Raw genomic sequence first — 25,848 nt, forward strand, 5'->3', positions numbered from 1 at the left:
CCCCCCCCACTGGTGCCGGCCGCGCCCCGCGCGGGGGGTCACTGGTGGCGGCGCCCGGCCCGGGGCCCCCCCTACCGGGGGGGCGGCGCCCGTTCACGTACTAACCGCGCGCGGCCTTGAGCAGGTCCTCGCGGGTGGTGAACTTGACCCGCGGGCGGCCGCCGGACTTGCCGGCCGACTTCTCGGCGGTGTCGATGGCCTTCCAGCCCTCGCGGTCCACCAGATCGGGCTGCCGCTGGGCCAGCAGCGCCTTCAACGCTCCCCGGTCGGCCTGCGGCGCGGCCAGCTTGCCCGAGGTGAAGTCGTCGAGCAGCTGCTCGACCGTCTCCTGGGAGTCGACCCGGTTGGAGCCGATGACACCGCGCGGGCCGCGCTTGATCCAGCCCGAGACGTACGCGCCGGGCAGGTGCGCACTGTCGACGACGACACGGCCGTGCTCGTTCGGGACGACCCCGGAGGCCTCGTCGAACGGCAGATCCGCCACGGGTTCACCGCGGTATCCGATGGACCGCAGCACCAGCGAGGCCGGCAGCGACTCGGTGCGATCGGTGGCGCGGGCGGTGACCCGGCCGTTCTCGGAGACCAGTTCGTTGTGCACGAACTCCACGCCCTCGACCCGATCGGTACCGGTGACGGCCGACGGCGAGGTCAGGTAGCGGAACACGATGCGCTTGCGCGCCGGATCCGGCGTCTTGGCCGCGTACTCCTGGGCCAGTGCGTATTTCAGCTGTAGCGACGGCTCGACGTCCGGGTCGTCCAGCAGCGCCCGGCTGCCCGGGTCCAGCTCCAGCTCGGCCGGATCGATGATCACATCGATCCCCTTCAGATAGCCGAGGGCCAGGAACTCCGACGAGGTGTAGGCCGCCTGCACCGGCCCGCGCCGGCCCAGCACCACGACCTCGCGAATATTGCTGTTGCGCAGCGCGTCCAGGGCATGGTCGGCGATGTCGGTCTTGGCCAGCTCGTCCGGGTCCAGGGTCAGCACTCGCGCCACGTCCAGGGCGACGTTGCCGTTGCCGACGATGACCGCGCGCTCGCCCGACAGGTCGAAGGTGCGATCCGCGTAGTCGGGGTGCCCGTTGTACCAGGCCACGAACTCGGTGGCGGAGTGGCTACCGGGCAGATCCTCGCCGGGCACGTTCAATTTCCGGTCGGTGGACGCGCCGACGGCGTAGATCACCGCGTGGTGGTGGGCCAGCAGCTCGTCGTGCGAAATATGGCTTCCCACCTCGACATTCAGGTGGTACTGCAGGGCGTCGCGACGGAAGGCGCTCTCGAACATGCCCGACACCGTCTTGGTGCCCGGATGGTCCGGCGCCACGCCGGCCCGCACCAGACCCCAGGGGGTGGGCAGCCGGTCGAACATCTCCACCTCGACATCGGCGCGCCGCAGCAGCTCTTCCGCGGCGTAGCAGGCCGCCGGGCCCGCCCCGACGATCGCGACGCGCAACGTGCCCAGTTCCTTGGGCGGGCGCGCCGGCGTCACCAGCGGATCGAAATTCGACTCCAGCGGATGCCGCTGGAAGTAGTCGGCGTTGATATCGCGGAAACGCGCCAGGGAAGCCGTGAGATCGTCCTCGGAGAAGATGGCCTCCACCGGGCAGGCATCCACGCACGCGCCGCAATCGATGCAGGTGTCGGGGTCGATGTAGAGCTGCTCGGTCGTCGCGAACTCGGGTTGCTCCGGAGTGGGACGAATGCAATCGACCGGGCACTCGGGTACGCAGCTGGCGTCGTTGCAACAACGCTGCGTGATCACATAGGCCATATCTCGCAGATCCTCGAAACATCCATGGTCTGTACTCCGCCCGGGGATTGGACGGGGCATGCGTCACACCCATTGGCCGCGAGCCAACGATGTGACACCACCATCAGTGTGCCTCGAGCGTGAGCTGTATCTCCGCTCAGGAGGGTGTCGTGCAACACACCGGTATACGGGTTGCGGCTTACGGTAGGCCTATGGCGCGGACTCTGATCCTCATGCGGCACGGCAAATCCAGCTATCCGCCGGGCGTGGGCGCCCCCGAGCCGCCGCGGGCGCCCCGGGGTGGGCGCGGGGGCGGGGGGGGGGGGCCGCGAGGCGGGGCTGGCCGGCGACTGGCTGCGCGACACCCAGCCCCCGATCGACGCCGTGCGCTGCTCGGATTCGGTGCGCACTCGCGAAACCCTGGCGGCCACCGGACTCACCGCACCGGTGGAGTACGAGCCGTCGATCTACGACGCCGCGCCGCGGACGCTGATCGACCTGATCCAGCTCTGCGACGACGACGTGCGGACGCTACTGCTGATCGGGCACTCCCCCGGAATCCCGTGGACCGCATGGGAATTGGCCGCCAACCGCGATTCCACCGCGGCCACCGAACTCAGCCGGAAGTTTCCCACCTCGGCGCTGGCCGTGCTGGAGTTCGACCGGCCGTGGGCGCAGGCCGATCCGGGCACCGGAGAGCTGTCGCGCTTCCACGTCCCCCGCTGACCTTCCGGCCGGGTCAGCGCAGCAGCTTGCCGCGGACCACCACGACGGCGCCCAGCAGCACGAGCACCACGAGCGCGACGAACCAGTTGGTGAGCGCCCAGACGACACCCAGGACGATGAGCACCGGCACCGCCGCGATAGCGGCGATCACCGGATTCTCCTTGACCGTCTCGAGGGCCGAACGCGCCCTGATCCGATCGATTTCTTTGGCCATGCGTCCAGGGTAGGCCGGTTCGACCGTTTCTGTCGGTGCTCGGTGGGACCCTCATCTCCATGGACTGGAAAATCGAACTCGTCACCCTCCCCGTCACGGATGTCGATCGAGCCAAGGAGTTCTACACGCGCATCGGTTTCCACGCCGATCATGACCACAGCCCCACCGAGGACATCCGTTTCGTGCAGCTCACGCCGCCGGGCTCCGGATGTTCGGTCTGTATCGGGCGCGGCATCACCCAGGCCGCGCCGGGCAGTGTCGAGGGGATGCAGATGGTCGTCGCCAGTGCCCAGGAGGCGTACGAGCATCTGGTCGCGGCCGGCGTACCGGCCACTCCCGTGAAGGACGAGGGCTGGGGCCTGTTCACCTACTTCGCCGACCCCGACGGCAACAAGTGGGCGGTGCAGGAGCTGCCGAAGTACAACTGACCCCTTGCTTGGAGTGCACTCCAGGTCGGTACCGTCTGAAGGAGACAAGCAGGAGGCGAACCGATGGGTGCTCCCGTACAGCAGGACATCGACCAGACCGAGTTCGAACGGCCGCGCTATTCGATCGGCGAGGCGGCCGAACGATCGGGGCTGAGCCGGGACACGCTGCGCTGGTACGAGCGGATCGGGCTGATGGATTACGTCGGGCGCGATTCCGGCGGCAAGCGCCGGTTCAGCGATCGCGATCTGAACTGGCTGCATCTGATCAGCTGCCTGCGGCTGACGGGTATGTCGGTGGCCGACATGCTGCACTACGCCGAATTGGTCCGGGCCGGCGACGTGACGACGCCCCAGCGGTTGCAGATGTTCCGCGACACCCGCGACGGCGTGCTGGCCCGCATCGACGAGCTGAACCAGACCTTGGCCGTGCTGGACCGCAAGATCACCATGTACGAGGGCCGGGTCGAGGCGATGAGCCCGGCCAGCTAGCCCGGGATCGTCCCTCAGCCGATCAGTCGGATGGTGTGGCCGGTGTGGTCCACCTTGGCGCGCAGGTATCGGACGTTGTCGGGGGTGGCATGGACGGCGGTCGGCACCGTCTCGCGGACCCGAATGCCCAGGGCCCGTAGCTGTCTCGCCTTCTCCGGGTTGTTGGTGAGCAGATCGATCTCACCGATGCCGAGGGCGGTCAGCATCTGCGCGGCGGCGGTGTAGTCGCGACCGTCCTCGGGCAGGCCCAGCGCGGCGTTGGCCTGGTAGGTGTCGAGTCCCGCGTCCTGCAGGGCGTAGGCATCGAGCTTGTTGTAGAGACCGATGTCGCGGCCCTCCTGGCGCAGGTACAGCAGCACGCCGCCGACCGCGGTGATCCGTTCCACCGCCTCGCGCAGTTGCGGCCCGCAGTCGCAACGCGCCGAGCCGAACACGTCCCCGGTCAGGCATTCGGAGTGCAGCCGGACCAGCGGCGGCCGGGCGGCCGGCGGTTCACCCAGCACGAGGGCGAGGTGCTCGCGGCCGTCACCGAGACCGTCGAAGGTGACCGCCTCGGCATGGGTCGAGTATCCGTCGCCGAACGTCAGCGGAATGCGGACGCGGGTGCGGACACTGCCGCCGATGTCTGTGCCGTTCATGGCTGCTCCGAGATCCCGGGGACGTTTCGTTCAAATTTGAACCGACGATGCGCGGGAGTTATTCCACCGCGAACGACGGCAGTAACCTCGGATCATGAGCGAACCGCGCCGGCTCGACGAGCTGGAGCACCGGGCCTGGCTGGCCTTCCTGACCGCCGCCGGCGCCCTGGATCGGCGGCTGGACCAGCAGCTCGAGCGCGCCGCCGGGTTGTCGCACGTGCAGTACGAGATCCTGGTCCGGCTCGCCGAGGCGCCCGGCCACGAACTACGGATGAGCGAACTCGCGACCGCCCTGCTCGACTCCAAGAGCAAACTCACCTACCAGATAGACCGCCTGGAGCGAGCCGGTCTGGTCCGGCGGCGCCACTGCCCGACCGATATGCGCGCGGTCTACGCCGGACTCACCGCGGCCGGACGACACCGGCTGGAGCGAGCCGCGCCGGGGCACGTCGCGGCCGTGCGCGAGCTGTTCCTCGCCGCGCTCACGCGCGATCAGCTCGCCGCGATCGCGGCCGGGTTGGGCGAGGTCAACCGGCGGCTGGCGGCCGAACAGTGACCGCGCGGGCCGTCCGGGGCCCGGCTACGATGCCTGCGAAATGCAGCGGAAGGAGAGATGAGGCAATGACCGAGCAGGCTGTGACCACGACCGTCGTCCGCAACGAGGCACAGCATCGCTACGAGGTGTGGTACGGCGACAAGCTGGCCGGGTTCACCGAATACCGGGAGCGCGACGAGGACACCGTCTTCATCCACACCGAGGTCGACAGCGAGTTCGGCGGCAAGGGGCTGGGCAGCACGCTGGCTCGCAGGGCGATCGAGGACGTGGTCGATCGCGGCCGCGCCGTCGTGCCGCGCTGCCCGTTCATCAAGAGCTGGCTGGACAAGCATCCGGAATTCGACGAGCACGTGGTCGGCAAGGGCATCCAGCGATGAGCGACCTGGAGGCCCGCCCCGACGAGGCGCTGTGCGAGGCTTCGCCGGCGCCCGGCCCGCGCGCCGACTTCCATCCGGCGCGAGTGGTGCCGCTGGGTGGCGTGCGGGGTGTCACCGTGGAGCGCGTGCTGCCCCAGCGCGATCTGCCGACGGTCGGGGCCTGGTGCTTCCTGGACCATTTCGGTTCGCCCGCCGCGAGCGCGGAACTGCCGCCGGACATCGATCCGCATCCGCACATCGGGTTGCAGACGGTCACCTGGCCGTTCGAGGGCCGCATCCGGCATCGCGACAGCGTGGGCTCCGATGTGCGGATCGAACCGGGCCAGCTGAATCTGATGACCTCGGGTCGCGGCATCGCGCACTCCGAGTACACCGTGCCGGGCGCGCCCGCCGGACACGGTCTGCAATTCTGGATCGCGTTGCCCGGCAACCGAACCGGGATCGACCCGCATTTCGAGCAGCACCGCGACCTGCCGGTGCTGGACGCGCCCGGCCTGCGCGCCACGGTGCTGATCGGTTCGCTGGGCGCGACGGCCGGATCCGGCCCGGCGCGACGAGTGACCTCGCCCGCCGTCGCCTACAGCCCGCTCGTCGGCGCGGACCTGCGCATCGAGCCGGGCGCCGAGGTGGATCTCACGCTGGAGCCGGGGTTCGAGCACGCCCTGCTCGTCATCGACGGCGAACTCACCGCGGCCGATATCCCCGCCGCGCCCGGACCGCTGCTGTATCTGGGCAGCGACCGCACGACCTTGCCACTCACCAGTGCCCGCGGCGCGCATGCCGTGCTGATCGGCGGGGAGCCGTTCGGCGAGGACCTCGTGATGTGGTGGAACTTCGTGGGCCGCAGTCACGATGAGATCGAGACGGCCCGAAACGATTGGGAGAACCGCGATCTCGGCCGATTCCCCGGTATCGCGGGCCATCCGCCGGATCAGCGGATCCCCGCCCCGCCGCTACCGAACCTGCGCCTCAAGCCGCGCACGCGTCGCTTCACGCGGACCCCGACGGACTCCTGACGGTCGACCGAACGCTCAGGCCCGATCGAAACCCACACTGCCCGAATCGATTTCCGCACCAGACGACTCGGCCTCCACACCCATCGACTGGATGCCGATGACCCGCAGCAGATCCAGCTTCTCCTGCGCGTCGGTGCCGGGGCGCGGATAGAAGACGTGCAGTGACAGCGAGGCGTTCACCGTGACGAGCGTTTCGCACACCAGATCCAGCAGCCCCACCCGGGGGTGGTTGAGGCGCTTGTCGTCGCCGACCCGCACGGCGACCTCGTGCTGCGTCCACAACCGCTCGAATTCGGGGCTGGCGGCACGCAATCGCGTCACCAGTTCGACGACGTCGGCGTCGCCGGAGCGGCGCGCCGCCGTGGCCCGCAGGTCCGCGACGTGGTTGCGCACCAGGCGATCCCAGTCTTCGGCGGGGAATTTGGTGCGCTCCTCGGGGCGGGCGAACCACCGCCACAGCAGGTAGCGATCCAAGCCGGTGAAATTCGTGCAGTCCCCGGCCAGATTGACGTGCATCCGGTTCTGTACCAGGACCTCGCCGAGATCGGTCACCACGCAGGCCGGGGTGTCCTCGAGCTTGTCCAGCACGTAGAGCAGTCCCGGACGGACGTGCCCGTCGCTGCCACGAGTCGGCGACGGATGGTCGCACAGGTGGAACAGGTGGTCGCGCTCGTCGTCGGTCAGGCGCAGGGCGCGGGCGAGCGCGCTCAGCACCTGCACCGACGGACGCGGGCCACGGGATTGCTCGAGCCGGGTGTAGTAATCGGTCGACATGCCCGAGAGCAGGGCCACCTCATCGCGTCGCAGGCCCGGCGTGCGCCGGCGCAGGCCGGGCAGCAGGCCCACGTCCGCCGGTTGCAGCCGCTCGCGGCGGCGGCGCAGGAAATCGGCGAGATCGTCGCGGTCCATGTCTCCACTGTCCTCTCCGGCCGCGCCGGCAACCAGGGATCGCCGATCCCCCGATAAGTGATCTCTGCCGACGGCCGCCGCCGGGCCGCAAAATTTCGGTATGACCAACATCGACACAGTGCGACTCGGGGCCACGGGCCCCGTCACCGGCCGCATCGGCCTCGGCGCGATGGGCATGTCGGGCGCGTACGGCGCCTCCGAGGAGGCCGACTCCCTCGCGACCATCCACGCCGCCCTGGACTCCGGCGCCACCCTGATCGACACCGGCGACTTCTACGGCGCCGGTCACAACGAGGCGCTGATCCGCCGCGCGCTCGCCGACCGCCCGCGCGAGGACTATCTGCTCAGCGTGAAGTTCGGCGCCATGCGCGGGCCGGACGGCAGTTTCGTCGGGGTCGACACCCGGCCGGCGGCGATCCGCAACTTCCTCGGCTACTCCCTGCAGCGGCTCGGCGTCGATCACATCGACATCTACCGTCCCGCGCGGCTGGACCCCGGCGTCCCGATCGAAGACACCGTCGGCACGATCGCGGAGCTGATCGAGGAGGGGTACGTGCGGCACATCGGATTGTCCGAGGTCGGCGCCGACACCCTGCGCCGCGCGGCCGCCGTCCACCCGATCTCGGATCTGCAGATCGAATACGCGCTGATCTCCCGCGGCATCGAAGACGAGATCCTGCCCACCGCACGCGAACTCGGCATCGGCATCACCGCGTACGGCGTGCTGTCGCGCGGCCTGCTCAGCGACTCGATGCGCGGTGCGAAGTCCTTCGCGCCGGACGATTTTCGCGCCCACAGCCCGCGGTTCCAGGGCGAGAACCTCACGGCCAACCTGGAGTTGGTGGAGGCGCTGGCGAAGATCGCCGACCAGCGCGGGGTGAAGGTGGCGCAGCTGGCCATCGCCTGGGTGCTGTCCCGCGGTACCGACATCGTCCCGGTCATCGGGGCGCGCCGCGCCGACCGGTGGGCGGAAGCCGTTGGGGCGCTGGACATCCGGTTGTCCGAGGCGGAGCTGGCCGAGCTGGAGGCGGCGGCGCCCGCGGATCGGGTGGCCGGGGAACGGTACGCGCCCGCGCAGATGGCGATGCTGGACAGCGAACGCCGAGCCGGATAACGCATTTGCGCCGCCCGGCAACTCTTCAGATCGCGCGCGCGGACCGGTAGTTTCATCCGGGATCCGGGCCACCGGCCCGCCGCGAGAAAGTTGCCGATGAGGATTACGAAATTCGTTGCGACAGCCCTGCTCTGCCTGACCACGGTGGCGTCGACCGCGGGGTACGCCGCCGCCGAGCCGGAACGGCCACCGTTCGAGGCCCTCGGCACCGACCACGGCGTGGGCTACCGGGTCGGGCTGAGCGAGGACAAGCGCGCGGCCGTGAGCACGCTGCAGGCCGGGCGCTTTCTTGCCACCTGGGACGCGGAATCGATTGCGGTCACCGATGATTCGGGCAGGTTCGTGACCAGCGTGCCGCTGCGCTACGACATCGCCGGGCACCCGCTGGAACTCGCGCCGATGATCGACGAGGGCGGACGGCGGCTCACCCTGACACCGTCGGGTCAGACGCCGAACCCGGTGCGCGACATCGACGCCCAGCAGCGGCTGTTCGATGTCGTGCAGGCGCACCTGCCCGCCGTGGCCTCCGGCGCCGCGATCGGCGCGGTCATCGGCTTCTTCGTCGGCTTCCCGGCCGGGCTGTTCATCTTCGACATCGTGACGGTACCGATCTTCACGGTGCTGGGTGCGCTGGTCGGCGGCGCGGTCGGGTTGCACGCGGCCGGCGGTGAACCGGCGATCGCCGAGGCCCGCCAGGCCGTCGACCGCATATTCACCGGCGGGGCCGGATCACCGCGGTAAAGGTCGCCGCGGCAACGGATTTGCCGGTGTTGTCGGTGATGTCCACCGGCACCGCGAGTTCGATCGGGTTGCTCGCCTCGATGTCGGCGCGCGTCCGGGCGACGGTCTCGGCCGGCAGTTCCGATGTCGCGCGAATGGGCCCGGCGGACCCCTTCGCGCGGGCCAGGTATTCGATCCGGCCGTCGCGGGCGACGATGAACGCCGCGCCCATCAGGTCCACGATCCCGGAGATGGCGGCGCCCATCGCCGCCGTCTCGGCCAGGCCGAACAGGATCGCCGCGTGCACGTCACCGTTGTGGTTCAGGTGCTCGGGCCGCGGCGCCATCTCCACGACGTTGCGGCCGACCTGGTAGTCCACGCCGTCGATGCCGGCGAATTGCAGGAACCCCAGCTTCTTGAACCCGGCCATCACCAGTTCGCCCATTGCCGCGCTGTCCATCGCCACTCCATCCGGGTTGAAACACGTTCTAGTTTTCATACCCGGACGACCCCCGCGCTGTCCAACCACCGATGCCGCCGCGCGGCCGCCTACCGGTCGTCGAGTGTCGCGGCGAGGCCCGCGAGCAGGCCGGTGAGACCGAACTCGAAGCGGGTCTCGGCGTCGGACTCCTCGGCGTCGACGACGCGGCGGTTGAAATGCGGGTAGCGGCCCGATTCGACCACCTGCCGGATATACGCGCCCACCGCTCGCTGCCACTGCTCCACGGTCATGCCGGTGCTGCGCTGCGCCTCCAGTTCGGCCAGTTCCGTGCCGACCGCGCCGAGCACATAGGTGTTGACGGCGTGGACGACCAGGTTGACCAGCGTGGCGTCGGGCGTGGCGGCGGCCACCACCCCGAGCACGTGGTCGGCCTGACGAATCACGTTCGGGCCGAGCGCCGGACGCCGGGACGCCTGCTGGGCCAGCCACGGATGCCGCAGCAGCAGCGCGCGGAACTCGCGGGCGTGGGCGGCCATCGCGATGCGCCAGTCGGGAGTGGGCTCGGGTAGCGGCAGTTCGGCATAGACGGCGTCGACCATCAGCTCGATCAGCTCGTCCTTGTTGGCCACATGGCGATAGAGCGAGGTCGTCCCCGACCCCATCGCCGCCGCGATCCGCCGCATCGACAGCGCGTCGAGGCCCTCGGCGTCGGCGAGCCGGACGGCCGCGGCGACGATCTTCTCCTCGGTGATGACCGGGCGACCGCCGCGCGGGCGATCACGCATCCACACCAGGGTCGCGGGGTCTGCGGGCATGGGCACAGTGTATGCGTCGGGTACAGTGTTCCCATATCGGGAACACTGTTACCAACAAGGAGTCGTCATGTCTCGCATTCCGGTCGTCATCGCCGGTGGTGGCTCGGTCGGCCTGGCCACCGCCGTCTTTCTCGGGCACCACGGGGTGCGGTCGCTGGTGATCGAGCGCCGCGAGGCGCCATCGATCCATCCGCGGGCGCTCGGAGTGAGCCCGCGGACCCTGGAGTACTTTCGCGAAGTAGGGCTGCGGGAAGCGCTCGACCGCGTGGCCGTACGGTCGGCGCAACCGTGGCGGGCGGAGGCGCGCACCGTCGCGGAGATCGATCGTGAGATGGCAAGCCGCCCGAATCTTCCCGCGGGACTGGATTTCTCGCCCGAATCTCCCTCGGGCCACTACCCGCAGGACCGGATCGACTCGGCCCTGTTGCCCGCCGCGCGGGAGCGGGGCGCGACGGTCGAATTCGGCGTCGGGGTGACCGGCGTGGAGCAGGATCGCGACTCGGTCGCCGTCACGCTGTCCGACGGTCGAGTGGTCCACGCCGAGTATCTGATCGGCGCAGACGGGGTGAACAGCACGGTGCGCCGGGAACTGGGGATCACCACGACCGGGCCGGGCGAGATCGGCGGGCGGAACATGAACATTCTGCTCGAGGCGGATCTGGTGGGCCGGTTCGGCGCGATGCCGGTGATGACCCAGCTCAGCCATCCGGACGCGATGGGCGTGCTGCTCGCCGTGGGGGAACGCCGCTGGGCGCTGCACGTCGGCATGCCGCCGGCGGGCGCAATGTCGGAGCAGGAGTGTGCCGCGGTGGCGCGCATCGCGATCGGCGCCGACGTGCCCGTGCGGATCCTCAGCGCCATCCCGTGGCGGGCGACGGCCCGGATGGCCGACGAGTTCCGGCGCGGGCGCGCGTTTCTGGTCGGTGACGCGGCGCGGGCGGTGACCGCTCTCGGCGCGTTCGGCCTGAACACCGGCATTGCCGACGCGCACAACCTGGCCTGGAAGCTGGCCGCGGTACTCGGCGGCACGGCGGGCGACGGCCTGCTGGACACCTATCACGCCGAGCGACACGCGATCGCCGAGTTGGTGACCCATCAGGCGCTGCTGCGCTGGGAAAACCCACGGCTGCACTGGGATCCGGCGGCGGTGGCCGAGCGGGCGGCGGCGGGAGCGTGGAACGCGCCACTGGTCACCATGGCCTACCGCTACGATTCCGCGGCGGTGATCGATGCGGTCGTGGACCTGCCGTCCACCGAGGACGTCGCCGCCGCCCTCGACGGTGCGCCAGGGTCGCGGGTTCCGCATCGCTGGGTGGCGCCGGGGGTGTCGACCATCGATCTCAACGAATCCCGGTTCGCGATATTGGCCGGGCCCGAGGGCGACGCATGGCACTCCGCGGCCCGGAAGGTCTCCGCCGCAAGCGGTCTCGATCTTCGCGCGGTGGTGCTGGACGAGGAGGCGGCGGGCGCGGTCGGCATCGGCCGGTCCGGGGCGATCCTCGTGCGGCCCGACGGTTTCATCGCCTGGCGCACTACCGGCAACGCCGACTCGGCAGTGCTGGAGAAGGTCGTCTCGACGGTCACGAGCCGCTGAGTACGCGAAAGTCCGTGTTGAGCAACAGTTTACGGCCTCGGATAGGCGCTCGGCAGAGCGTATCCGCGTTCGGAGAGCACCGTGCGCAGCAGGTCCGGGCGGTTGGTGATGATGCCGTCGACGCCGAGATCGAGCAGAGCGCCCATGGTCGCCGAATCGTCGACCGTCCACGGGATCACGCGCATGCCGTGCCGGTGCGCCGCCCGCACCAGCTCGGCGGTGGTGAACGGCCGGTAGCCGGGGTCGGTGACCGTGCCGCTCTGCGGATCGCCATGCACCGGCGACACCGCGGACGCGCCGAAAGACGCTGCCGCGGAGACTACTTGCTCCTGCGGGCTGCCCGGATAGTCATCGATGTCGATCCCGCCCAGCCAGGGTGACGCGCCGGGCTCTCCCGCCCGCAACTCCTGCCCGCTGGTGAGCGCGACGAGGGGCAGTTCGGGCGCCACCTCACGCATTCGCATCAGCGTGCCCCAGTCGAAACTTTGTATGGTGACCTGCTTTTCGATCCCGGCCCGCCGAATCTCCCCCGCCACCACCTGCACGAACTGCTCGCGCGGCGCGGTCTGCTCCGGGGCGGCGGCCTCCACCTTGGTCTCGATATTCAGCATCACCCCGTCCGCCCGATACCGGCGCACCAGCTCGAAAACCTCGGAGACCAAAGGCATTCGGGCCCCCGGCGCGGTGCGCTGATCGGGATGATCCGGCAATTGCCTGGACCCACAGTCGATCGTACGCACCTGAGCCAGCGTCAAATCCCGGATGTACGTGGCCCCGGGAACATACGGAAACTTCGGATCCCCCCAGAACGCCGGACCGGTATCCACACACTTCGCCGGATTCGGATCCCGATCATGCGACACCACAGCAAACCCGTCCGCAGTAACCTGCACATCCAACTCCAACGTGCTCACCCCGAGTTCCAGCGCATTACCGAACGCAGGCAACGTATTCTCCGAAACCAGCCCGAGCCCACCCCGATGAGCCTGCACATCGACCCCCACCCCATCCGCCCCGGCAAGCCCGGCCCCCACCACAATCCCCGCCGCCAACACCGCCGCCGCGCTCACAACCCAGTTTCGTCGCATGCCCCTAATCGTGCTCGACAGCGATCGAAGTCACGGTAAAACGCCGCTGAACACCCCGCGAACTCACTTGGGTTCTCGATGCCTCGTCTTACGACGCGCACCGATTACCAAGTGACCGCGGGCAGTTCGATGTCGATCGGGAATGGACGATCGATCTGCACACGCTTGCGGAAGACGCCGCTCGGCGCGTAACAACCGCCCTCCGGCAGCAACTCGAAGGTATAAACGACCATCTCGTCGTCCTCGTTCTCCACCCGCCAGAAGTGCTTGATGCCTGCCTCGGCGTACTGGGCGGGACGAAGTTTGCGATCCTTGGTCTTCGTGCCCGGTGACACGATCTCAACCGCAAGGTAGACGTCCTCGGGCCGGAAGACCAGGCTGCCCGACTGCACGACAGACCGAGACACAGCGAGAATGTCGGGTTCAGGCACGGAGTGGCCGAGATTGATTCCCTTCTCGGGTGTGATAACGAACTGTCTCGGCGCGATCCCACGGAGGGCCAACTTGAGATAGTCCCGAACCTCGTCGTGCCACTGAGTGGCAGGAGCCATCATCACGACTTCACCGTCGAGCAGTTCGAAGCGGGCATCGACAACTTCTATCAGACGAGGAAGATCCTCCGCAGTGAATCCGCCGACCGGGGGCGTCGGCAGCAGCACCATCCGACCGCGGATCGGTTCGTCCGTACGGTGATGAGCGGCAGTCATAACAGCAGACTACTCCCACACAGGTCCCGACATGGAGCATCACCTGAGCGGAATCCAGTGACTCATATGCAATTCGCCCCGCCTCCTGGGTGGAGGCGGGGCGAATTGGGTTGGGGGTCAGGCGGTCAGCGGTAGTCGCTGAAGCCGTAGTCGTCCAGCGGGACTGCTGCACCTGTGGACTGGCCGAAGCCGTCCGGGGTGTAGTAGGTGTCGTCGTAGGACGGGACGGCGTAGGCGGCCGCGCGGGCCTCCTCGGTCGGCTGGACCTGGATGTTGCGGTAGCGGTTGATGCCGGTACCGGCCGGGATCAGCTTGCCGATGATCACGTTCTCCTTCAGGCCGATCAGCTTGTCGGAGCGGCAGTTGATCGCCGCGTCCGTCAAGACTCGAGTCGTCTCCTGGAAGGAGGCCGCCGACAGCCACGAATCGGTGGCCAGCGACGCCTTGGTGATACCCATCAGCACCGGGCGACCCGAGGCGGGCTCGCCGCCCTCGGCCACCACGCGACGGTTCGACGCCTCGAAGTCGGCGCGCTCGACCAGCGAACCGGGCAGGAACTCCGTCGCGCCCGAGTCGATGATCGTGACGCGGCGCAGCATCTGCCGCACGATGACCTCGATGTGCTTGTCGTGGATGGACACACCCTGCGACCGGTACACCTCCTGGACCTCCTGGACCAGGTGGATCTGCACCTGTCGCGGACCCATCACGCGCAGCACCTCGTGCGGATCGGCCGAACCCTCCAGCAGCTGCTGACCGACCTCGACGTGGTCGTTGTCGGCGAGCAGACGCTCGGTGCCGTCGTCGTGCTTGAACACCCGCAGCCGCTGCCGCTTCGACAGCTTGTCGTAGAGCACCTCGTCCGAACCGTCGTCCGGAATGATGGTGATCTTGTAGAAGCGGTCGTCGTCCTCCAGCCGCACCCGGCCGGAGACCTCCGCGATCGGCGCCTTGCCCTTGGGCACGCGCGCCTCGAACAGCTCCTGCACGCGCGGCAGACCACCGGTGATGTCGTCACCCGCGACACCACCCTGGTGGAAGGTGCGCATGGTCAGCTGGGTACCGGGCTCACCGATGGACTGGGCGGCCACAATACCCACCGCTTCGCCGACGTCGACGAGTTTTCCGGTCGCCATCGAACGGCCGTAGCACATCGCGCAGACACCGGTGCCCGAGGTGCAGGTCAGCACGGACCGCACCTTGACCTCGGTGACGCCCGCCTCGAGCAGCGCGTCGATCGCCGGATCGCCGATGTCGTGGCCCTTCTCGACCACCACGTTGCCCTTGGCATCGACGATGTCGATGGCCGCGGTGCGGGCGTAGGTGCTGGTCTCCACGTGCGGGTCGCGGATCAGGGTGCCGTCCGGCATCTTCTCCGCGATACGCACGTTGATGCCGCGCTCGGTGCCGCAGTCCTCCTCGCGGACGATGACGTCCTGCGACACGTCGACCAGACGACGGGTCAGGTAACCCGAGTCGGCGGTGCGAAGCGCGGTGTCGGCCAGACCCTTTCGCGCACCGTGGGTGTTGATGAAGTACTCCAGCACCGTCAGGCCCTCACGGAAGGAGGACTTGATCGGCCGCGGGATGAACTCACCCTTCGGGTTGGTCACCAGACCCTTCATGCCCGCGAGGGTACGAGTCTGGGTGAAGTTACCCGTGGCGCCCGAATCGACGATCGTGATGATCGGGTTGTCGGCCGGGTAGTGCGCGCGCAGCGCCTTACCGACCTCTTCGGTGGCCTCCTGCCAGATCTTCACCAGCGCGTTGTTGCGCTCCTGGTGGTCGAGAGCACCGCGCTGGTACTTCTTCTCGATCTGGTCGGACTGCTGCTCGTACCGCTCCATGATGTCGGCCTTCTCCGGCGGAACGAGCACGTCCGACATGGAGACGGTGACACCCGAACGGGTGGCCCAGTAGAACCCGGCGTCCTTGAGCTTGTCGACGGTCTGCGCGACCACGATCATCGGGTAGCGCTCGGCGAGATCGTTGATGATCGCCGCCTGCCGCTTCTTCGGCATGATCTCGTCGATGAACGCGTAGTCCGCCGGCAGCAGATCGTTGAACAGCACCCGGCCGAGCGTGGTCTTGGTGGTCCACGCGTCGCCGCGCTGCCAGCCCTCCGGGAACAGCTCCGCCTCGACGTCCTTCGGCGGACGCTGGTCGGTCAGCCGGACCTTGATCAGCGACTGCACGGTCAGCTCGCCGCGGTCCACCGCCATCTGCGCCTCGGACGGCGAGGAGTACACGCCGAACTCGACCTGGTCCTTGGCCGCCGGACGGTACTCGCCGGCCGCGCCCTCCACCTGACGGGTCAGGTAGTACAGGCCGGTCACCATGTCCAGACGCGGCATGGCCAGCGGGCGGCCGGACGCCGGGGACAGGATGTTGTTCGACGACAGCATCAGGATGCGTGCCTCGGCCTGCGCCTCCGCCGACAGCGGGAGGTGCACGGCCATCTGGTCACCGTCGAAGTCGGCGTTGAACGCCTCACAGACCAGCGGGTGCAGCTGGATGGCCTTGCCTTCCACCAGCAGCGGCTCGAAGGCCTGAATACCCAGGCGGTGCAGGGTCGGCGCGCGGTTCAGCAGCACGGGGTGCTCGGCGATGACCTCTTCGAGGACGTCCCACACCTGGGCGCGCTGCCGCTCGACCATCCGCTTGGCGGACTTGATGTTCTGCGCGTGGTTCAGGTCGACCAGGCGCTTCATCACGAACGGCTTGAACAGCTCGAGGGCCATCAGCTTCGGCAGACCGCACTGGTGCAGCTTCAGCTGGGGACCGACGACGATCACCGAACGGCCGGAGTAGTCGACGCGCTTACCGAGCAGGTTCTGGCGGAACCGGCCCTGCTTGCCCTTGAGCAGATCCGACAGCGACTTCAGCGGACGGTTGCCCGGTCCGGTGACCGGACGGCCGCGGCGGCCGTTGTCGAACAGGGCGTCCACCGACTCCTGCAGCATCCGCTTCTCGTTGTTGACGATGATCTCGGGCGCACCCAGATCGATCAGTCGCTTGAGGCGGTTGTTGCGGTTGATGACGCGGCGGTACAGGTCGTTCAGGTCGGAGGTCGCGAAGCGGCCACCGTCCAGCTGCACCATCGGACGCAGCTCCGGCGGGATCACCGGAACGGCGTCGAGCACCATGCCCATCGGCGAGTTGCCGTTGGTCTGGAACGCGGCGACGACCTTCAGGCGCTTGAGGGCGCGAAGCTTCTTCTGCCCCTTGCCCGTCCGGATGGTCTCGCGCAGGTTCTCGGCCTCGGCCGCGATGTCGAAGTTCTCCATCAGCTTCTGGATGGCCTCGGCACCCATCGCACCGGTGAAGTACTCGCCGTAGCGGTCCTGCAGCTCGCGGTAGAGCACCTCGTCCACGATCAGCTGCTTGGGAGCCAGCTTGGTGAAGGTGCTCCAGATCTCGTCGAGCCGGTCCAGCTCGCGCTGGGCCCGGTCGCGGAGCTGCCGCATCTCGCGCTCGCCGCCGTCCTTGACCTTGCGGCGGACGTCGGACTTGGCGCCCTCGGCCTCGAGCTCGGCGATGTCGGCCTCGAGCTTCTGGGCGCGGGCCTCCAGGTCGGCGTCGCGCTGGTCGGCGACGGCCTTCTTCTCGACCTCCATCTCCGCCTCGAGCGTGGACAGCTCGTTGTGGCGCAGATCGTCGTCGACGGCGGTGATCACGTAGGCGGCGAAGTAGATGATCTTCTCGAGATCCTTCGGCGCCAGGTCCAGCAGGTAGCCCAGGCGCGAGGGGACGCCCTTGAAGTACCAGATGTGGGTGACCGGAGCGGCCAGCTCGATGTGGCCCATCCGCTCACGGCGCACCTTGGCGCGAGTCACCTCGACGCCACAGCGCTCACAGATGATGCCCTTGAAGCGCACGCGCTTGTACTTGCCGCAGTAGCACTCCCAGTCCCGGGTGGGACCGAAGATCTTCTCGCAGAACAAGCCGTCCTTCTCCGGCTTGAGCGTGCGATAGTTGATGGTCTCCGGCTTCTTCACCTCGCCATAGGACCACTGGCGGATGTCTTCGGCGGTAGCCAAGCCGATCCGGAGTTCATCGAAGAAGTTGACGTCTAGCACGTAACTTCCTTTCCCCTGTTCGGGTTGAGTATCGAGCAAAATTCGCTATTTCTTCCGCGTTCCGGAGAACACTGCCCCCGAGGGCAATGCGCCCTCGGGGACCGAATCGGCTCACTGCGCCAGGTCATCGACCGTTGCAGCCTCGTTGCGGGACAGGTTGATTCCCAGGTTCGCCGCGGCGCGCTCCAGGTCCTCGTCCTCGCCTTCGCGTAGTTCGATCGCCGCGCCGTCGGAGGACAGCACCTCGACATTGAGGCAGAGCGACTGGAGTTCCTTGAGAAGCACCTTGAAGGATTCGGGAATGCCCGGCTCCGGGATGTTCTCGCCCTTGACGATCGCCTCGTACACCTTCACGCGGCCCACCACGTCGTCGGACTTGATAGTGAGCAGTTCCTGCAGGGTGTAGGCGGCGCCGTAGGCCTGCATGGCCCAGCACTCCATCTCACCGAAACGCTGACCACCGAACTGCGCCTTACCACCCAGCGGCTGCTGCGTGATCATCGAGTACGGACCCGTCGACCGCGCGTGAATCTTGTCGTCCACCAAGTGATGCAACTTCAAGATGTACATGTAGCCCACCGCCACCGGATACGGGAACGGCTCACCCGAACGACCGTCGAATAGCGTCGCCTTGCCGTCGGCCCCGACCATGGCCTCACCGTCACGGTTGGGCAGGGTGGACTCGAGCAGACCGGTGAGCTCGTCCTCCTGGGCGCCGTCGAACACCGGGGTGGCGATGTTGGTGTCGGGCTCCTGGTCCCACATCTCCTCCGGCAGGTTCTTCGCCCACTCCGGATTGCCGTCGACCTTCCAGCCCGCCTTGGCAACCCAGCCGAGGTGGGTTTCCAGGATCTGGCCGATGTTCATACGACGCGGCACACCGTGGGTGTTCAGGATGATGTCGACCGGGGTGCCGTCGGGCATGAACGGCATGTCCTCCTTGGGGAGGATCTTGCCGATGACGCCCTTGTTGCCGTGACGGCCGGCGAGCTTGTCGCCGTCCTGGATCTTGCGCTTCTGGGCGACGTACACGCGGACCAACTCGTTGACGCCCGGGGGCAGGTCGTCGTCGTCCTCGCGGGAGAACACCCGGATACCGATCACCTTGCCGGATTCGCCGTGCGGCACCTTCAACGAGGTATCGCGCACCTCGCGCGCCTTCTCACCGAAGATCGCGCGCAGCAGGCGCTCCTCGGGGGTCAGCTCGGTCTCACCCTTCGGGGTGACCTTGCCGACCAGGATGTCACCGTCGCGAACCTCGGCACCGATGCGGACAATGCCCCGCTCGTCGAGGTCGGCGAGGACCTCGTCGGAGACGTTGGGGATGTCGCGGGTGATCTCCTCGGCGCCCAGCTTGGTGTCGCGGGCGTCGATCTCGTGCTCCTCGATGTGAATCGAGGTGAGGACGTCCTCTTCCACCAGACGCTGGGACAGGATGATCGCGTCTTCGTAGTTGTGGCCCTCCCACGGCATGATCGCCACCAGAAGGTTCTTGCCGAGCGCCATCTCACCGTTCTCGGTGGACGGACCATCGGCCAGAACCTGGCCCTGTTCCACCCGCTGGCCCTCGTCCACGATCGGACGCTGGTTGGCGCAGGTGCCCTGGTTGGAGCGCGAGAACTTCCGCATGCGGTAGCTGCGGCGAGTGCCGTCGTCGTGCATGACGGTGATGTAGTCAGCCGAAACCTCTTCGACCACACCGGCTTTCTCGTTCACGACCATGTCGCCCGCGTCGACCGCGGCGCGCAGCTCCATACCGGTACCGACCAGCGGCGACTCGGCGCGGATCAGCGGCACGGCCTGCTTCTGCATGTTCGCGCCCATCAGGGCACGGTTGGCGTCATCGTGCTCGAGGAACGGGATCATGGCCGTCGCGGCCGACACCATCTGGCGCGGCGAGACGTCCATGTAGTCGACCTCGTTCGGGAAGACGTACTCCATCTCCTCGTTGCCGCGGCGAGCCAGCACGCGCTCGTCGAGGAAGTTGCCCTCGGCGTCGACGGCGGAGTTCGCCTGGGCACGGACGTGGCGGTCTTCCTCGTCGGCGGTCAGGTAGACGACGTCGTCGGTCACCTTGCCGTCGGCCACCTTGCGGTACGGCGTCTCGATGAAGCCGAACGGGTTGACCCGCGCGTACACCGACAGGGTGCCGATCAGGCCGATGTTCGGGCCTTCCGGCGTCTCGATCGGGCACATGCGGCCGTAGTGCGACGGGTGCACGTCGCGCACCTCGAGGCCGGCGCGCTCACGGGACAGACCACCCGGGCCCAGCGCCGACAGGCGGCGCTTGTGGGTCAGGCCCGACAGCGGGTTGTTCTGGTCCAGGAACTGCGACAGCTGCGAGGTGCCGAAGAACTCCTTGATCGCGGCCACGACGGGACGGATGTTGATCAGGGTCTGCGGCGTGATGGCCTCGACGTCCTGCGTGGTCATGCGCTCACGCACGACGCGCTCCATGCGGGACAGGCCGACCCGGATCTGGTTCTGGATCAGCTCGCCGACGGTACGCAGGCGACGGTTGCCGAAGTGGTCGATGTCGTCCACCTCGACCCCGACCTCGACGCCGCCCGGAGCGGTCATCTCGCGGTCGCCCTGGTGCAGGCGCACCAGGTACTCGATGGTCGCGACGATGTCCTCGCGGGTGAGCACCGAGCCAGTGATCGGCTCGCCGGCGTTCAGGCCCAGCTTCTTGTTGACCTTGTAGCGGCCGACGCGAGCCAGGTCGTAGCGCTTCTCCTTGAAGAACAGGTTCTCCAGCAGGGTCTGCGCGGACTCCTTGGTCGGCGGCTCGCCCGGACGCAGCTTGCGGTAGATGTCGAGCAGCGCCTCGTCCTGGCCGGCGGTGTTGTCCTTCTCCAGGGTGGACATCATGATCTCGGAGAAGCCGAAGCGCTCGGCGATCTCCTCGGTCGTCATGCCCAGCGCCTTCAGCAGCACGGTGACCGGCTGGCGGCGCTTGCGGTCGATGCGCACGCCGACGGTGTCGCGCTTGTCGACGTCGAACTCCAGCCACGCGCCCCGGCTCGGGATCACGCGGACGCTGTGCAGCAGCTTCTCCGTGGCCTTGTCGATGGACTCGTCGAAGTACACACCGGGCGAGCGAACCAGCTGCGAGACCACGACACGCTCGGTGCCGTTGATGATGAACGTGCCCTTGTCGGTCATCATCGGGAAATCGCCCATGAAGACCGTCTGAGACTTGATCTCACCGGTGTTGTTGTTGATGAACTCCGCGGTGACGAACAACGGCGCCGCGTAGGTCATGTCCTTGTCCTTGCACTCCTCGATGGAGGCCTTGACCTCTTCGAAGCGTGGATCGGAGAAGGACAGGGACATCGATCCCGAGAAGTCCTCGATCGGCGAGAGTTCCTCGAGCACTTCCTCGAGCCCGCCGAACGGATTGACGTCGCCACGGGCGATCGCCTTCTCCCGCCAATCCGGCGAACCGATCAGCCAGGCGAACGAATCGGTCTGTAGATCGAGAAGACCCGGAACCTCGAGAGGCTCACGGATCTTCGCGAAAGACACCCGCTTCGGGGCTCCGGGGATACCGGCCTTGGTCTGGGTGGAGACTGCCAAGATGCGTCCTTCCAGCACCTCACGCGCGTCCGTGTGGTGTCAGTACGTACGTGACACCACACGACCGTCGCTTGTCTGCTACGAATTCCGCTGGTTACGACCCGAACGAAACCCGAACAGCAAAGAACGGAAGTAACACCTCGACGGTGGAACTTTCGTGATGCGATCAAGGTAAGGACAGGAGGCAGCCAGCGCAAACTCCAAACCTACACCCATACAGAGAGGGTGTCAAAGTACCATCCGAACCGTGTTCCGGACGGCTGGCGCGCCGAGGGCCCCTTCACGCTGGCTGCGTTCGAGCCTTCGGCGGCGAATCCACCCGGGCCCCAGGCCCTGTGACAGCTGCCGCTGTTGTGAATAGCGTGACGGGTCGGACGAAACTCGTCAAGTGTAGGAGGGGGCAAATCCCCTGTTGATTCCGTTGTACCCGCAACCGTGACTTCGGCGAAGTACGTGCTGAGCTGGGAAGTTTGCCAACAGCTTGCTCAGCGGTCCGCTATTTCACTCGCCAGCCAGTGGCCGTCGGTCTTCTCCATGCGCAGCACGATCGGACCCGACGCGCTCTCCTGCGGAACATTGTTCTTCGTCGCGCTCACCGTGAGGTTCACCAGCAACTCCGCGCGATCATCGGTGAGCAAAGTCACACCGATGGGGTCCGCGGTGGCTTGCGCGGTCGACTGCGCTTGCTGGACGGCCGAGATCGTGGTGTCGGCGAACTTGTCGAAATCGGCCAGCATCTTTCCGGTGACGACGGCGTGCACGGCGTCCTTGTATCCGCCGATGGTCTTGACGTCGTAGGAGTAGACCGTCTTCAGCGCGTGGTCGGCCGCGGCGGTGACCTCCTGCGTCGCCCGCGTGTCGACATAGGCGTCGTTGCCGTCGGCCACGCCGGGCCGGAAGACGGCTACCGCGGCGAACGCGCTGAGCAGAACGGCCGCTACCAGCAGGGCGACCGCCAGACCCCAGGAGGAGCGCAGCGCCTTCGAGAACACGGCCCGAGCACCCCTCGTCATCCCGGCATGCTTTTGGCCGGGATCTACCGATGGATTCCGGCCAAAAACACGCCGGAATGACGAGGGGACGTTGGCAGACGGGCGGCGGTCACCGCGCGCAGACCGGTCCGAGGACACCTTGCGGTCCGCGTGACCCTCACCCTGTGACCGCGTGGTTCGACCGATCGGTCGACGGGCCGGACGTTGCGCGGACTCGGTGGTCCGGTCGGACGGGCGCAGGCGGTTCGAGACCTTGTTGACGGGTCGGCGCGAGTTCATGACGTCTACCTCCAACGAACCCGGCTGCCCGGGGTGGGGGGGCGGCGCGGGCGCCGGGCGCGGCGCGGGGGCGCCGCCGGGAACGGGCGCGGGAGCGGGAGCGGCACCGCCGGGCTGCCCGGGGGCGCCGGCCAGATCGGGGGCGTTCAGCGGGACCATCTGCCCCAGCGAGTTCGCCTGCTCGGTCTTCCACAGGTCGCCGGCCTTGGCCATGTCCAGCGTCCAGGTCGCGCGGAACGACTGCACCGGCACGTTGGGTGCGGTCTGAGTCAGCTGCAGCACCACGAGGGCGGAGGCCTTGTCGCGCTCGCTGTCCAGGGAATTCAGTGAGGCGCCCAGCACCTTGGCGTCGATCTTGGTCTTGGAGTTCTCCGCGGCCTGCTTGATGCGGTCGCGGTTCTGATCGAGCTGCGCGAGCATGTCACCGGTCATCGAGGACTTCATCAGGTCGATCGAACCGTCGATGTTGTCGGGGTTCATCGACGACAGGTTGATCGCCGCCTGCCGCGCCGCGTCCAGCGCGGTGTCGCGGGCGTCGGCACGCGGGCCGTCGGTGAACCAGGCCGCGCGCACCCAGCCGACACCGAACCAGGCGGCCGCGACCACCGCCACGACCAGCCACACCGCAGCTATCGCGGTGATCACCGTGCGCAGCGTCGTGGACGACGCGGAATCGGCCGTTCGCTCCGCGGGCGGCGACGGTTGGTCGGTCGAATCAGAACTCACAGCGACACCCTAGCGTCGTAATCGTGATCACCTCTTCGGGGTCACCCCGATGAGTGGAGCCAGCTGAGCGGCGACCGGATTCAGGTTCAGCTTGTCCGGGTCGGTCTTCGGCGTCGAATCCCACGGCTGCGGGACGCTCGGATCCGCCAGATCCGCCCGCTCGCCGCCGCGCACCGCGCTCGGATTACCGAAGGGCACAGTGCATTTCGCGTCGGTGTTGAACGGGAAATCGTCGCGCGTGTCGTCGAAGTTCGGATTCTCCGCCTTCATCTGCTCGAGGATTCGCTTGGTGCCCTCGTAGCCGACGGTGCAGGCCGGCGGGTTGTTGGTCTCGAGCACCAGGCCGAAGTGGCTGGTGTTGTCGCCGGGCGCGGTCGCCGAGCCACCGATCGACAGCAGCGGCAGCATCTGCACCAGCGGTTTCAGCGCGTAATACTTCGGCGAGATGGCCAGCAGCAGCGACCGCAGGTTGGTCAGGTCGGTGGTCAGCGCGCCGCCGCTCTCGTCCAGCAGACCCCCGATCGCGTTGCCCGCGTCGGCGCCCGTGCCGATCAGCCTGCGGATGTCGGGATCGTTGGCGCGCAGCTGCACGGCCAGCTTGTCCAGGCCGTCGCTGAAGCGGCGGATCGACGGCGACTGCTCGGCCTGGGTGCCGAGCACGATCTGCGCGTCCCGGATCAGATCGACCGTCTGCGGCAGCGCCTCGACACCGGTCTGGCTGAACTTGTTCAGCGAGTCGACCAGCACGCGCAGGTTGTCGCCCTGCCCGTCGAGGGCCTTGCCCAGCTCGGTGATCGTGGTGGACACGGCCTGCAGATCGGTGGTGCTCGCGAAACCGTTGACGCTGCCCAGCAACTCCTCGACCCGGATCGGGACCTCGGCCCCGTCGATCACCGAGCCGTCCTTCAGATATGGACCGCCGGAGCTGCTCGGCACCAGATCCAGGTACTGCTCGCCGATCGCGGAACGGTTCGCCACGACGGCCTTCGCCGTCTGCGGCACCTTCGGCTTGCCCGAATCCATCTCCAGGGAGATGACCACGCCGTCGGGCGTGATGTCGAGGGAGTCGACCCGGCCGACCGGCACGCCGCGGTAGGTGACCTCGGCCCCCTTGGACAGGTTGCCGGTCTCCTTCGCCGTCACCCGCACCTGGTACTGGCCGAAGCCCAGCATGTGATCGAACTTGATGTACTTGCCGCCGACGAACACGACGCCGAGCACCGCGATCACGACGAAGCCGATCAGCTGGTAACGCACCAACTTACTCATCGCGGCTGCACTCCCAACTGCTCCAGGATCGAGCCGATCGGATCACCCGGCCCGGTGGCCGGGGCGACTACGGTCGGCGGCAGCGGCAGCAGCGACACCGTCGGCCAGCCCGGACGCGGGCCGTTGCCGTTGTAGTACGGATTGCTCGGATTCACCGGCACCGGCGGCCCGTACCGCGGCGGAACATATACCGGATCCGGTTTGCCCACACCGAGATTCGACAGCGTGGTGCCGATCTGTAGATCCACCGACAGCCAGGTGTTGACCGAGCCGCCGATCGCGGACTTGATCGCCTCGTCCGGGAAGGGGTAGGTCGGGATGAGCGGGAACGCGGTCACCAGGTCGGGCGCCGAGCGGCCCAGCTCCTGCAGCGTCGGCCGCAGCGCCTGCAGGTCGCGGATCAGGTTCTCCTTGGACCGGTCGAGCACATCGAACCCGGCCTGGCCCACACGATCCAACTGCTGCAGCAACCCGATCAGCTGCGGTCGCTGCTCGTCGAGCACCTTGATGCCGGCGGGCAGTTCGTCGAGGATCTTGCCGATCTGCTCGGTCTGCTGGCCGACCCGCGAGGAGAGCGTGCCGAGGCCGTCGAGCGCGTGCTGGATGTCGCCGACCTGGTCGTTCAGCCCGTCGATCAGGATGTTGGCCTGGTCCAGCAGCGAGCGCACCTTGTCCTCGCGCCCGGCGAACGTCTTGTTCAGCTCCGACACGATCGGCTGCAGCTGCGCCACCCCGCCGCCGTTGAGCAGCAGCGACAGCGCGCCCAGCACCTGCTCCACCTCGGTGGCGTGCCGGGTGCGGTCGGTGGGGATGACGGCGCCGTCGGCCAGGGCGCCGGTGGCCGGTTCCTGTTTCGGCACAGACAGTTCCACGAATTTCTCGCCCAGCAGGTTCGACTGCTTCACCTCGGCGTACGCGTTGGCGGGCAGCTTCACCGACGAGTTGACCAGCGTGCGGACGTTCGCGGTCCAGCCGTCGGGGGCCATGTCGATCTTCTCGACCCGGCCCACGGCCACACCGTCCACCTTCACCGCCGACTGCGGCACCAGATCGAGCACGTCGTCGAATCGGACGTCAATGTGCATCGGGTGCTCACCGACGTCGGCGCCGCCGGGCAGCGGCACGCTGTAGATGCCGTCGGAGGCGCAGGAGGTGACCAGCGCCGCGGACAAGCCCACTATGGCAGCAGCCGCGAAACCCCTTGCCGTGCTGCGGCTTCGTGGTGCGGCCACCGCTGATTCGTCATTCCGGCGCGCTTTTGGCGGTAATCTATCGCTGGATCCCGCCCAAACGCGTGCCGGGATGACGGGGAGGCCGAAGGCGTCGATCATCGCGTCCCACCTT

Annotated in this window: 22 protein-coding genes and 1 pseudogene; 10 read left to right on the plus strand and 13 right to left on the minus strand. The window is 67.8% G+C overall.

Annotation, left to right across the window (positions count from 1 at the left end):
- Positions 1 to 100 precede the first annotated feature (100 nt).
- Positions 101 to 1,768 (minus strand): FAD-dependent oxidoreductase, encoded by a 1,668-nt coding sequence (locus QH470_RS27975; protein ID WP_280275344.1) that lies wholly within the window; start codon positions 1,766 to 1,768, stop codon positions 101 to 103.
- Positions 1,769 to 1,959: 191 nt separating this feature from the next.
- Between QH470_RS27975 and QH470_RS27980 the strand changes: the two are divergent.
- Positions 1,960 to 2,473, plus strand: a pseudogene (locus QH470_RS27980) (SixA phosphatase family protein).
- Positions 2,474 to 2,486: 13 nt separating this feature from the next.
- Here QH470_RS27980 and QH470_RS27985 read toward each other — a convergent pair.
- Positions 2,487 to 2,687 carry a hypothetical protein gene (locus QH470_RS27985; protein ID WP_280275345.1) on the minus strand — a complete coding sequence of 67 codons (201 nt, stop codon included), beginning with the start codon at positions 2,685 to 2,687 and terminating at the stop codon, positions 2,487 to 2,489.
- Positions 2,688 to 2,746: 59 nt separating this feature from the next.
- Here QH470_RS27985 and QH470_RS27990 point away from each other — a divergent pair, with 59 nt between their 5' ends.
- Together QH470_RS27990 and QH470_RS27995 are read left to right on the plus strand one after the other, a co-directional pair.
- Complete coding sequence (locus QH470_RS27990; protein ID WP_280275346.1) at positions 2,747 to 3,115, plus strand: VOC family protein; 369 nt, start codon at positions 2,747 to 2,749, stop codon at positions 3,113 to 3,115.
- Positions 3,116 to 3,178: 63 nt separating this feature from the next.
- A complete protein-coding gene (locus tag QH470_RS27995) occupies positions 3,179 to 3,604 on the plus strand; it encodes a MerR family transcriptional regulator (RefSeq protein ID WP_280275347.1) in 426 nt (141 codons plus the stop codon).
- Between the two features lie 14 nt (positions 3,605 to 3,618).
- On the opposite strand, the gene QH470_RS28000 is transcribed toward QH470_RS27995, so the two are convergent.
- Positions 3,619 to 4,242 (minus strand): GTP cyclohydrolase II, encoded by a 624-nt coding sequence (locus QH470_RS28000; RefSeq protein ID WP_280275348.1) that lies wholly within the window; start codon positions 4,240 to 4,242, stop codon positions 3,619 to 3,621.
- 94 nt (positions 4,243 to 4,336) lie between these two features.
- Between QH470_RS28000 and QH470_RS28005 the strand changes: the two genes are divergently transcribed.
- From QH470_RS28005 to QH470_RS28015, 3 genes are all read left to right on the plus strand, one after another.
- A complete protein-coding gene (locus QH470_RS28005) occupies positions 4,337 to 4,798 on the plus strand; it encodes a MarR family winged helix-turn-helix transcriptional regulator (protein WP_280275349.1) in 462 nt (153 codons plus the stop codon).
- 65 nt (positions 4,799 to 4,863) lie between these two features.
- Entirely contained in the window at positions 4,864 to 5,175 is a 312-nt protein-coding gene (locus QH470_RS28010) for a GNAT family N-acetyltransferase (RefSeq protein WP_280275350.1), read from the plus strand.
- A complete protein-coding gene (locus QH470_RS28015) occupies positions 5,172 to 6,191 on the plus strand; it encodes a pirin family protein (protein WP_280275351.1) in 1,020 nt (339 codons plus the stop codon). Before QH470_RS28010 ends, QH470_RS28015 begins: the two co-directional genes overlap by 4 nt.
- Positions 6,192 to 6,206: 15 nt before the next feature.
- Here the strand turns inward: QH470_RS28015 and QH470_RS28020 are convergent, their stop codons facing one another.
- Positions 6,207 to 7,100: a helix-turn-helix transcriptional regulator gene (locus tag QH470_RS28020; protein WP_280275352.1), complete on the minus strand. Its 894-nt coding sequence runs from the start codon at positions 7,098 to 7,100 to the stop codon at positions 6,207 to 6,209.
- A gap of 100 nt (positions 7,101 to 7,200) precedes the next feature.
- Here QH470_RS28020 and QH470_RS28025 point away from each other — a divergent pair, with 100 nt between their 5' ends.
- Together QH470_RS28025 and QH470_RS28030 are read left to right on the plus strand one after the other, a co-directional pair.
- The gene (locus tag QH470_RS28025; RefSeq protein WP_280275353.1) at positions 7,201 to 8,214 is read left to right on the plus strand and encodes an aldo/keto reductase; all 1,014 of its coding nucleotides are present in this window, start codon (positions 7,201 to 7,203) and stop codon (positions 8,212 to 8,214) included.
- Between the two features lie 96 nt (positions 8,215 to 8,310).
- The gene (locus QH470_RS28030; RefSeq protein WP_280275354.1) at positions 8,311 to 8,955 is read left to right on the plus strand and encodes a DUF8020 domain-containing protein; all 645 of its coding nucleotides are present in this window, start codon (positions 8,311 to 8,313) and stop codon (positions 8,953 to 8,955) included.
- Here the strand turns inward: QH470_RS28030 and QH470_RS28035 are convergent.
- Together QH470_RS28035 and QH470_RS28040 are read right to left on the minus strand one after the other, a co-directional pair.
- Positions 8,927 to 9,394, minus strand: coding sequence for a PaaI family thioesterase (locus QH470_RS28035; protein WP_280275355.1), 468 nt, complete (start codon positions 9,392 to 9,394; stop codon positions 8,927 to 8,929). The genes QH470_RS28030 and QH470_RS28035 overlap by 29 nt on opposite strands.
- Positions 9,395 to 9,483: 89 nt before the next feature.
- Complete coding sequence (locus QH470_RS28040; RefSeq protein WP_280275356.1) at positions 9,484 to 10,191, minus strand: TetR/AcrR family transcriptional regulator; 708 nt, start codon at positions 10,189 to 10,191, stop codon at positions 9,484 to 9,486.
- 67 nt (positions 10,192 to 10,258) lie between these two features.
- Here QH470_RS28040 and QH470_RS28045 point away from each other — a divergent pair, with 67 nt between their 5' ends.
- The gene (locus QH470_RS28045) at positions 10,259 to 11,785 is read left to right on the plus strand and encodes an FAD-dependent monooxygenase (protein ID WP_280275357.1); all 1,527 of its coding nucleotides are present in this window, start codon (positions 10,259 to 10,261) and stop codon (positions 11,783 to 11,785) included.
- Between the two features lie 29 nt (positions 11,786 to 11,814).
- On the opposite strand, the gene QH470_RS28050 is transcribed toward QH470_RS28045, so the two are convergent.
- The 7 genes from QH470_RS28050 to QH470_RS28080 form a co-directional block, all read right to left on the minus strand.
- Positions 11,815 to 12,873, minus strand: coding sequence for a glycerophosphodiester phosphodiesterase family protein (locus QH470_RS28050; RefSeq protein WP_280275358.1), 1,059 nt, complete (start codon positions 12,871 to 12,873; stop codon positions 11,815 to 11,817).
- A 104-nt stretch (positions 12,874 to 12,977) separates the two neighbouring features.
- Positions 12,978 to 13,580: a Uma2 family endonuclease gene (locus QH470_RS28055; protein ID WP_280275359.1), complete on the minus strand. Its 603-nt coding sequence runs from the start codon at positions 13,578 to 13,580 to the stop codon at positions 12,978 to 12,980.
- Between the two features lie 125 nt (positions 13,581 to 13,705).
- On the minus strand, positions 13,706 to 17,659 hold the full coding sequence (locus tag QH470_RS28060; RefSeq protein ID WP_280275360.1) for a DNA-directed RNA polymerase subunit beta': 3,954 nt from the start codon (positions 17,657 to 17,659) through the stop codon (positions 13,706 to 13,708).
- 111 nt (positions 17,660 to 17,770) lie between these two features.
- Complete coding sequence (rpoB, locus tag QH470_RS28065; protein WP_280275361.1) at positions 17,771 to 21,256, minus strand: DNA-directed RNA polymerase subunit beta; 3,486 nt, start codon at positions 21,254 to 21,256, stop codon at positions 17,771 to 17,773.
- A 467-nt stretch (positions 21,257 to 21,723) separates the two neighbouring features.
- Entirely contained in the window at positions 21,724 to 23,235 is a 1,512-nt protein-coding gene (locus tag QH470_RS28070) for a hypothetical protein (protein WP_280275362.1), read from the minus strand.
- 27 nt (positions 23,236 to 23,262) lie between these two features.
- Positions 23,263 to 24,504 (minus strand): MCE family protein, encoded by a 1,242-nt coding sequence (locus QH470_RS28075; RefSeq protein ID WP_280275363.1) that lies wholly within the window; start codon positions 24,502 to 24,504, stop codon positions 23,263 to 23,265.
- Complete coding sequence (locus QH470_RS28080; protein WP_425302796.1) at positions 24,501 to 25,682, minus strand: MCE family protein; 1,182 nt, start codon at positions 25,680 to 25,682, stop codon at positions 24,501 to 24,503. The genes QH470_RS28075 and QH470_RS28080 overlap by 4 nt, the downstream gene beginning before the upstream one ends.
- Between QH470_RS28080 and QH470_RS28085 the strand changes: the two genes are divergently transcribed.
- Positions 25,657 to 25,848 (plus strand): hypothetical protein (locus QH470_RS28085; protein ID WP_280275365.1); only part of this gene is annotated, 192 nt, incomplete at its 3' end. The two genes, QH470_RS28080 and QH470_RS28085, sit on opposite strands and share 26 nt — an antisense overlap.

The organism is Nocardia wallacei, from assembly GCF_029868745.1.
In the GTDB taxonomy this organism is placed as follows: domain Bacteria; phylum Actinomycetota; class Actinomycetes; order Mycobacteriales; family Mycobacteriaceae; genus Nocardia; species Nocardia wallacei_B.

Coding starts and splice junctions, on each gene's coding strand:
- QH470_RS27975 (WP_280275344.1), bottom strand. CDS start 1,768: ATGGCCTATGTGATCACGCAGCGTTGTTGCAACGACGCCAGCTGCGTA.
- QH470_RS27985 (WP_280275345.1), bottom strand. CDS start 2,687: ATGGCCAAAGAAATCGATCGGATCAGGGCGCGTTCGGCCCTCGAGACG.
- QH470_RS27990 (WP_280275346.1), top strand. CDS start 2,747: ATGGACTGGAAAATCGAACTCGTCACCCTCCCCGTCACGGATGTCGAT.
- QH470_RS27995 (WP_280275347.1), top strand. CDS start 3,179: ATGGGTGCTCCCGTACAGCAGGACATCGACCAGACCGAGTTCGAACGG.
- QH470_RS28000 (WP_280275348.1), bottom strand. CDS start 4,242: ATGAACGGCACAGACATCGGCGGCAGTGTCCGCACCCGCGTCCGCATT.
- QH470_RS28005 (WP_280275349.1), top strand. CDS start 4,337: ATGAGCGAACCGCGCCGGCTCGACGAGCTGGAGCACCGGGCCTGGCTG.
- QH470_RS28010 (WP_280275350.1), top strand. CDS start 4,864: ATGACCGAGCAGGCTGTGACCACGACCGTCGTCCGCAACGAGGCACAG.
- QH470_RS28015 (WP_280275351.1), top strand. CDS start 5,172: ATGAGCGACCTGGAGGCCCGCCCCGACGAGGCGCTGTGCGAGGCTTCG.
- QH470_RS28020 (WP_280275352.1), bottom strand. CDS start 7,100: ATGGACCGCGACGATCTCGCCGATTTCCTGCGCCGCCGCCGCGAGCGG.
- QH470_RS28025 (WP_280275353.1), top strand. CDS start 7,201: ATGACCAACATCGACACAGTGCGACTCGGGGCCACGGGCCCCGTCACC.
- QH470_RS28030 (WP_280275354.1), top strand. CDS start 8,311: ATGAGGATTACGAAATTCGTTGCGACAGCCCTGCTCTGCCTGACCACG.
- QH470_RS28035 (WP_280275355.1), bottom strand. CDS start 9,394: ATGGACAGCGCGGCAATGGGCGAACTGGTGATGGCCGGGTTCAAGAAG.
- QH470_RS28040 (WP_280275356.1), bottom strand. CDS start 10,191: ATGCCCGCAGACCCCGCGACCCTGGTGTGGATGCGTGATCGCCCGCGC.
- QH470_RS28045 (WP_280275357.1), top strand. CDS start 10,259: ATGTCTCGCATTCCGGTCGTCATCGCCGGTGGTGGCTCGGTCGGCCTG.
- QH470_RS28050 (WP_280275358.1), bottom strand. CDS start 12,873: ATGCGACGAAACTGGGTTGTGAGCGCGGCGGCGGTGTTGGCGGCGGGG.
- QH470_RS28055 (WP_280275359.1), bottom strand. CDS start 13,580: ATGACTGCCGCTCATCACCGTACGGACGAACCGATCCGCGGTCGGATG.
- QH470_RS28075 (WP_280275363.1), bottom strand. CDS start 24,504: ATGAGTAAGTTGGTGCGTTACCAGCTGATCGGCTTCGTCGTGATCGCG.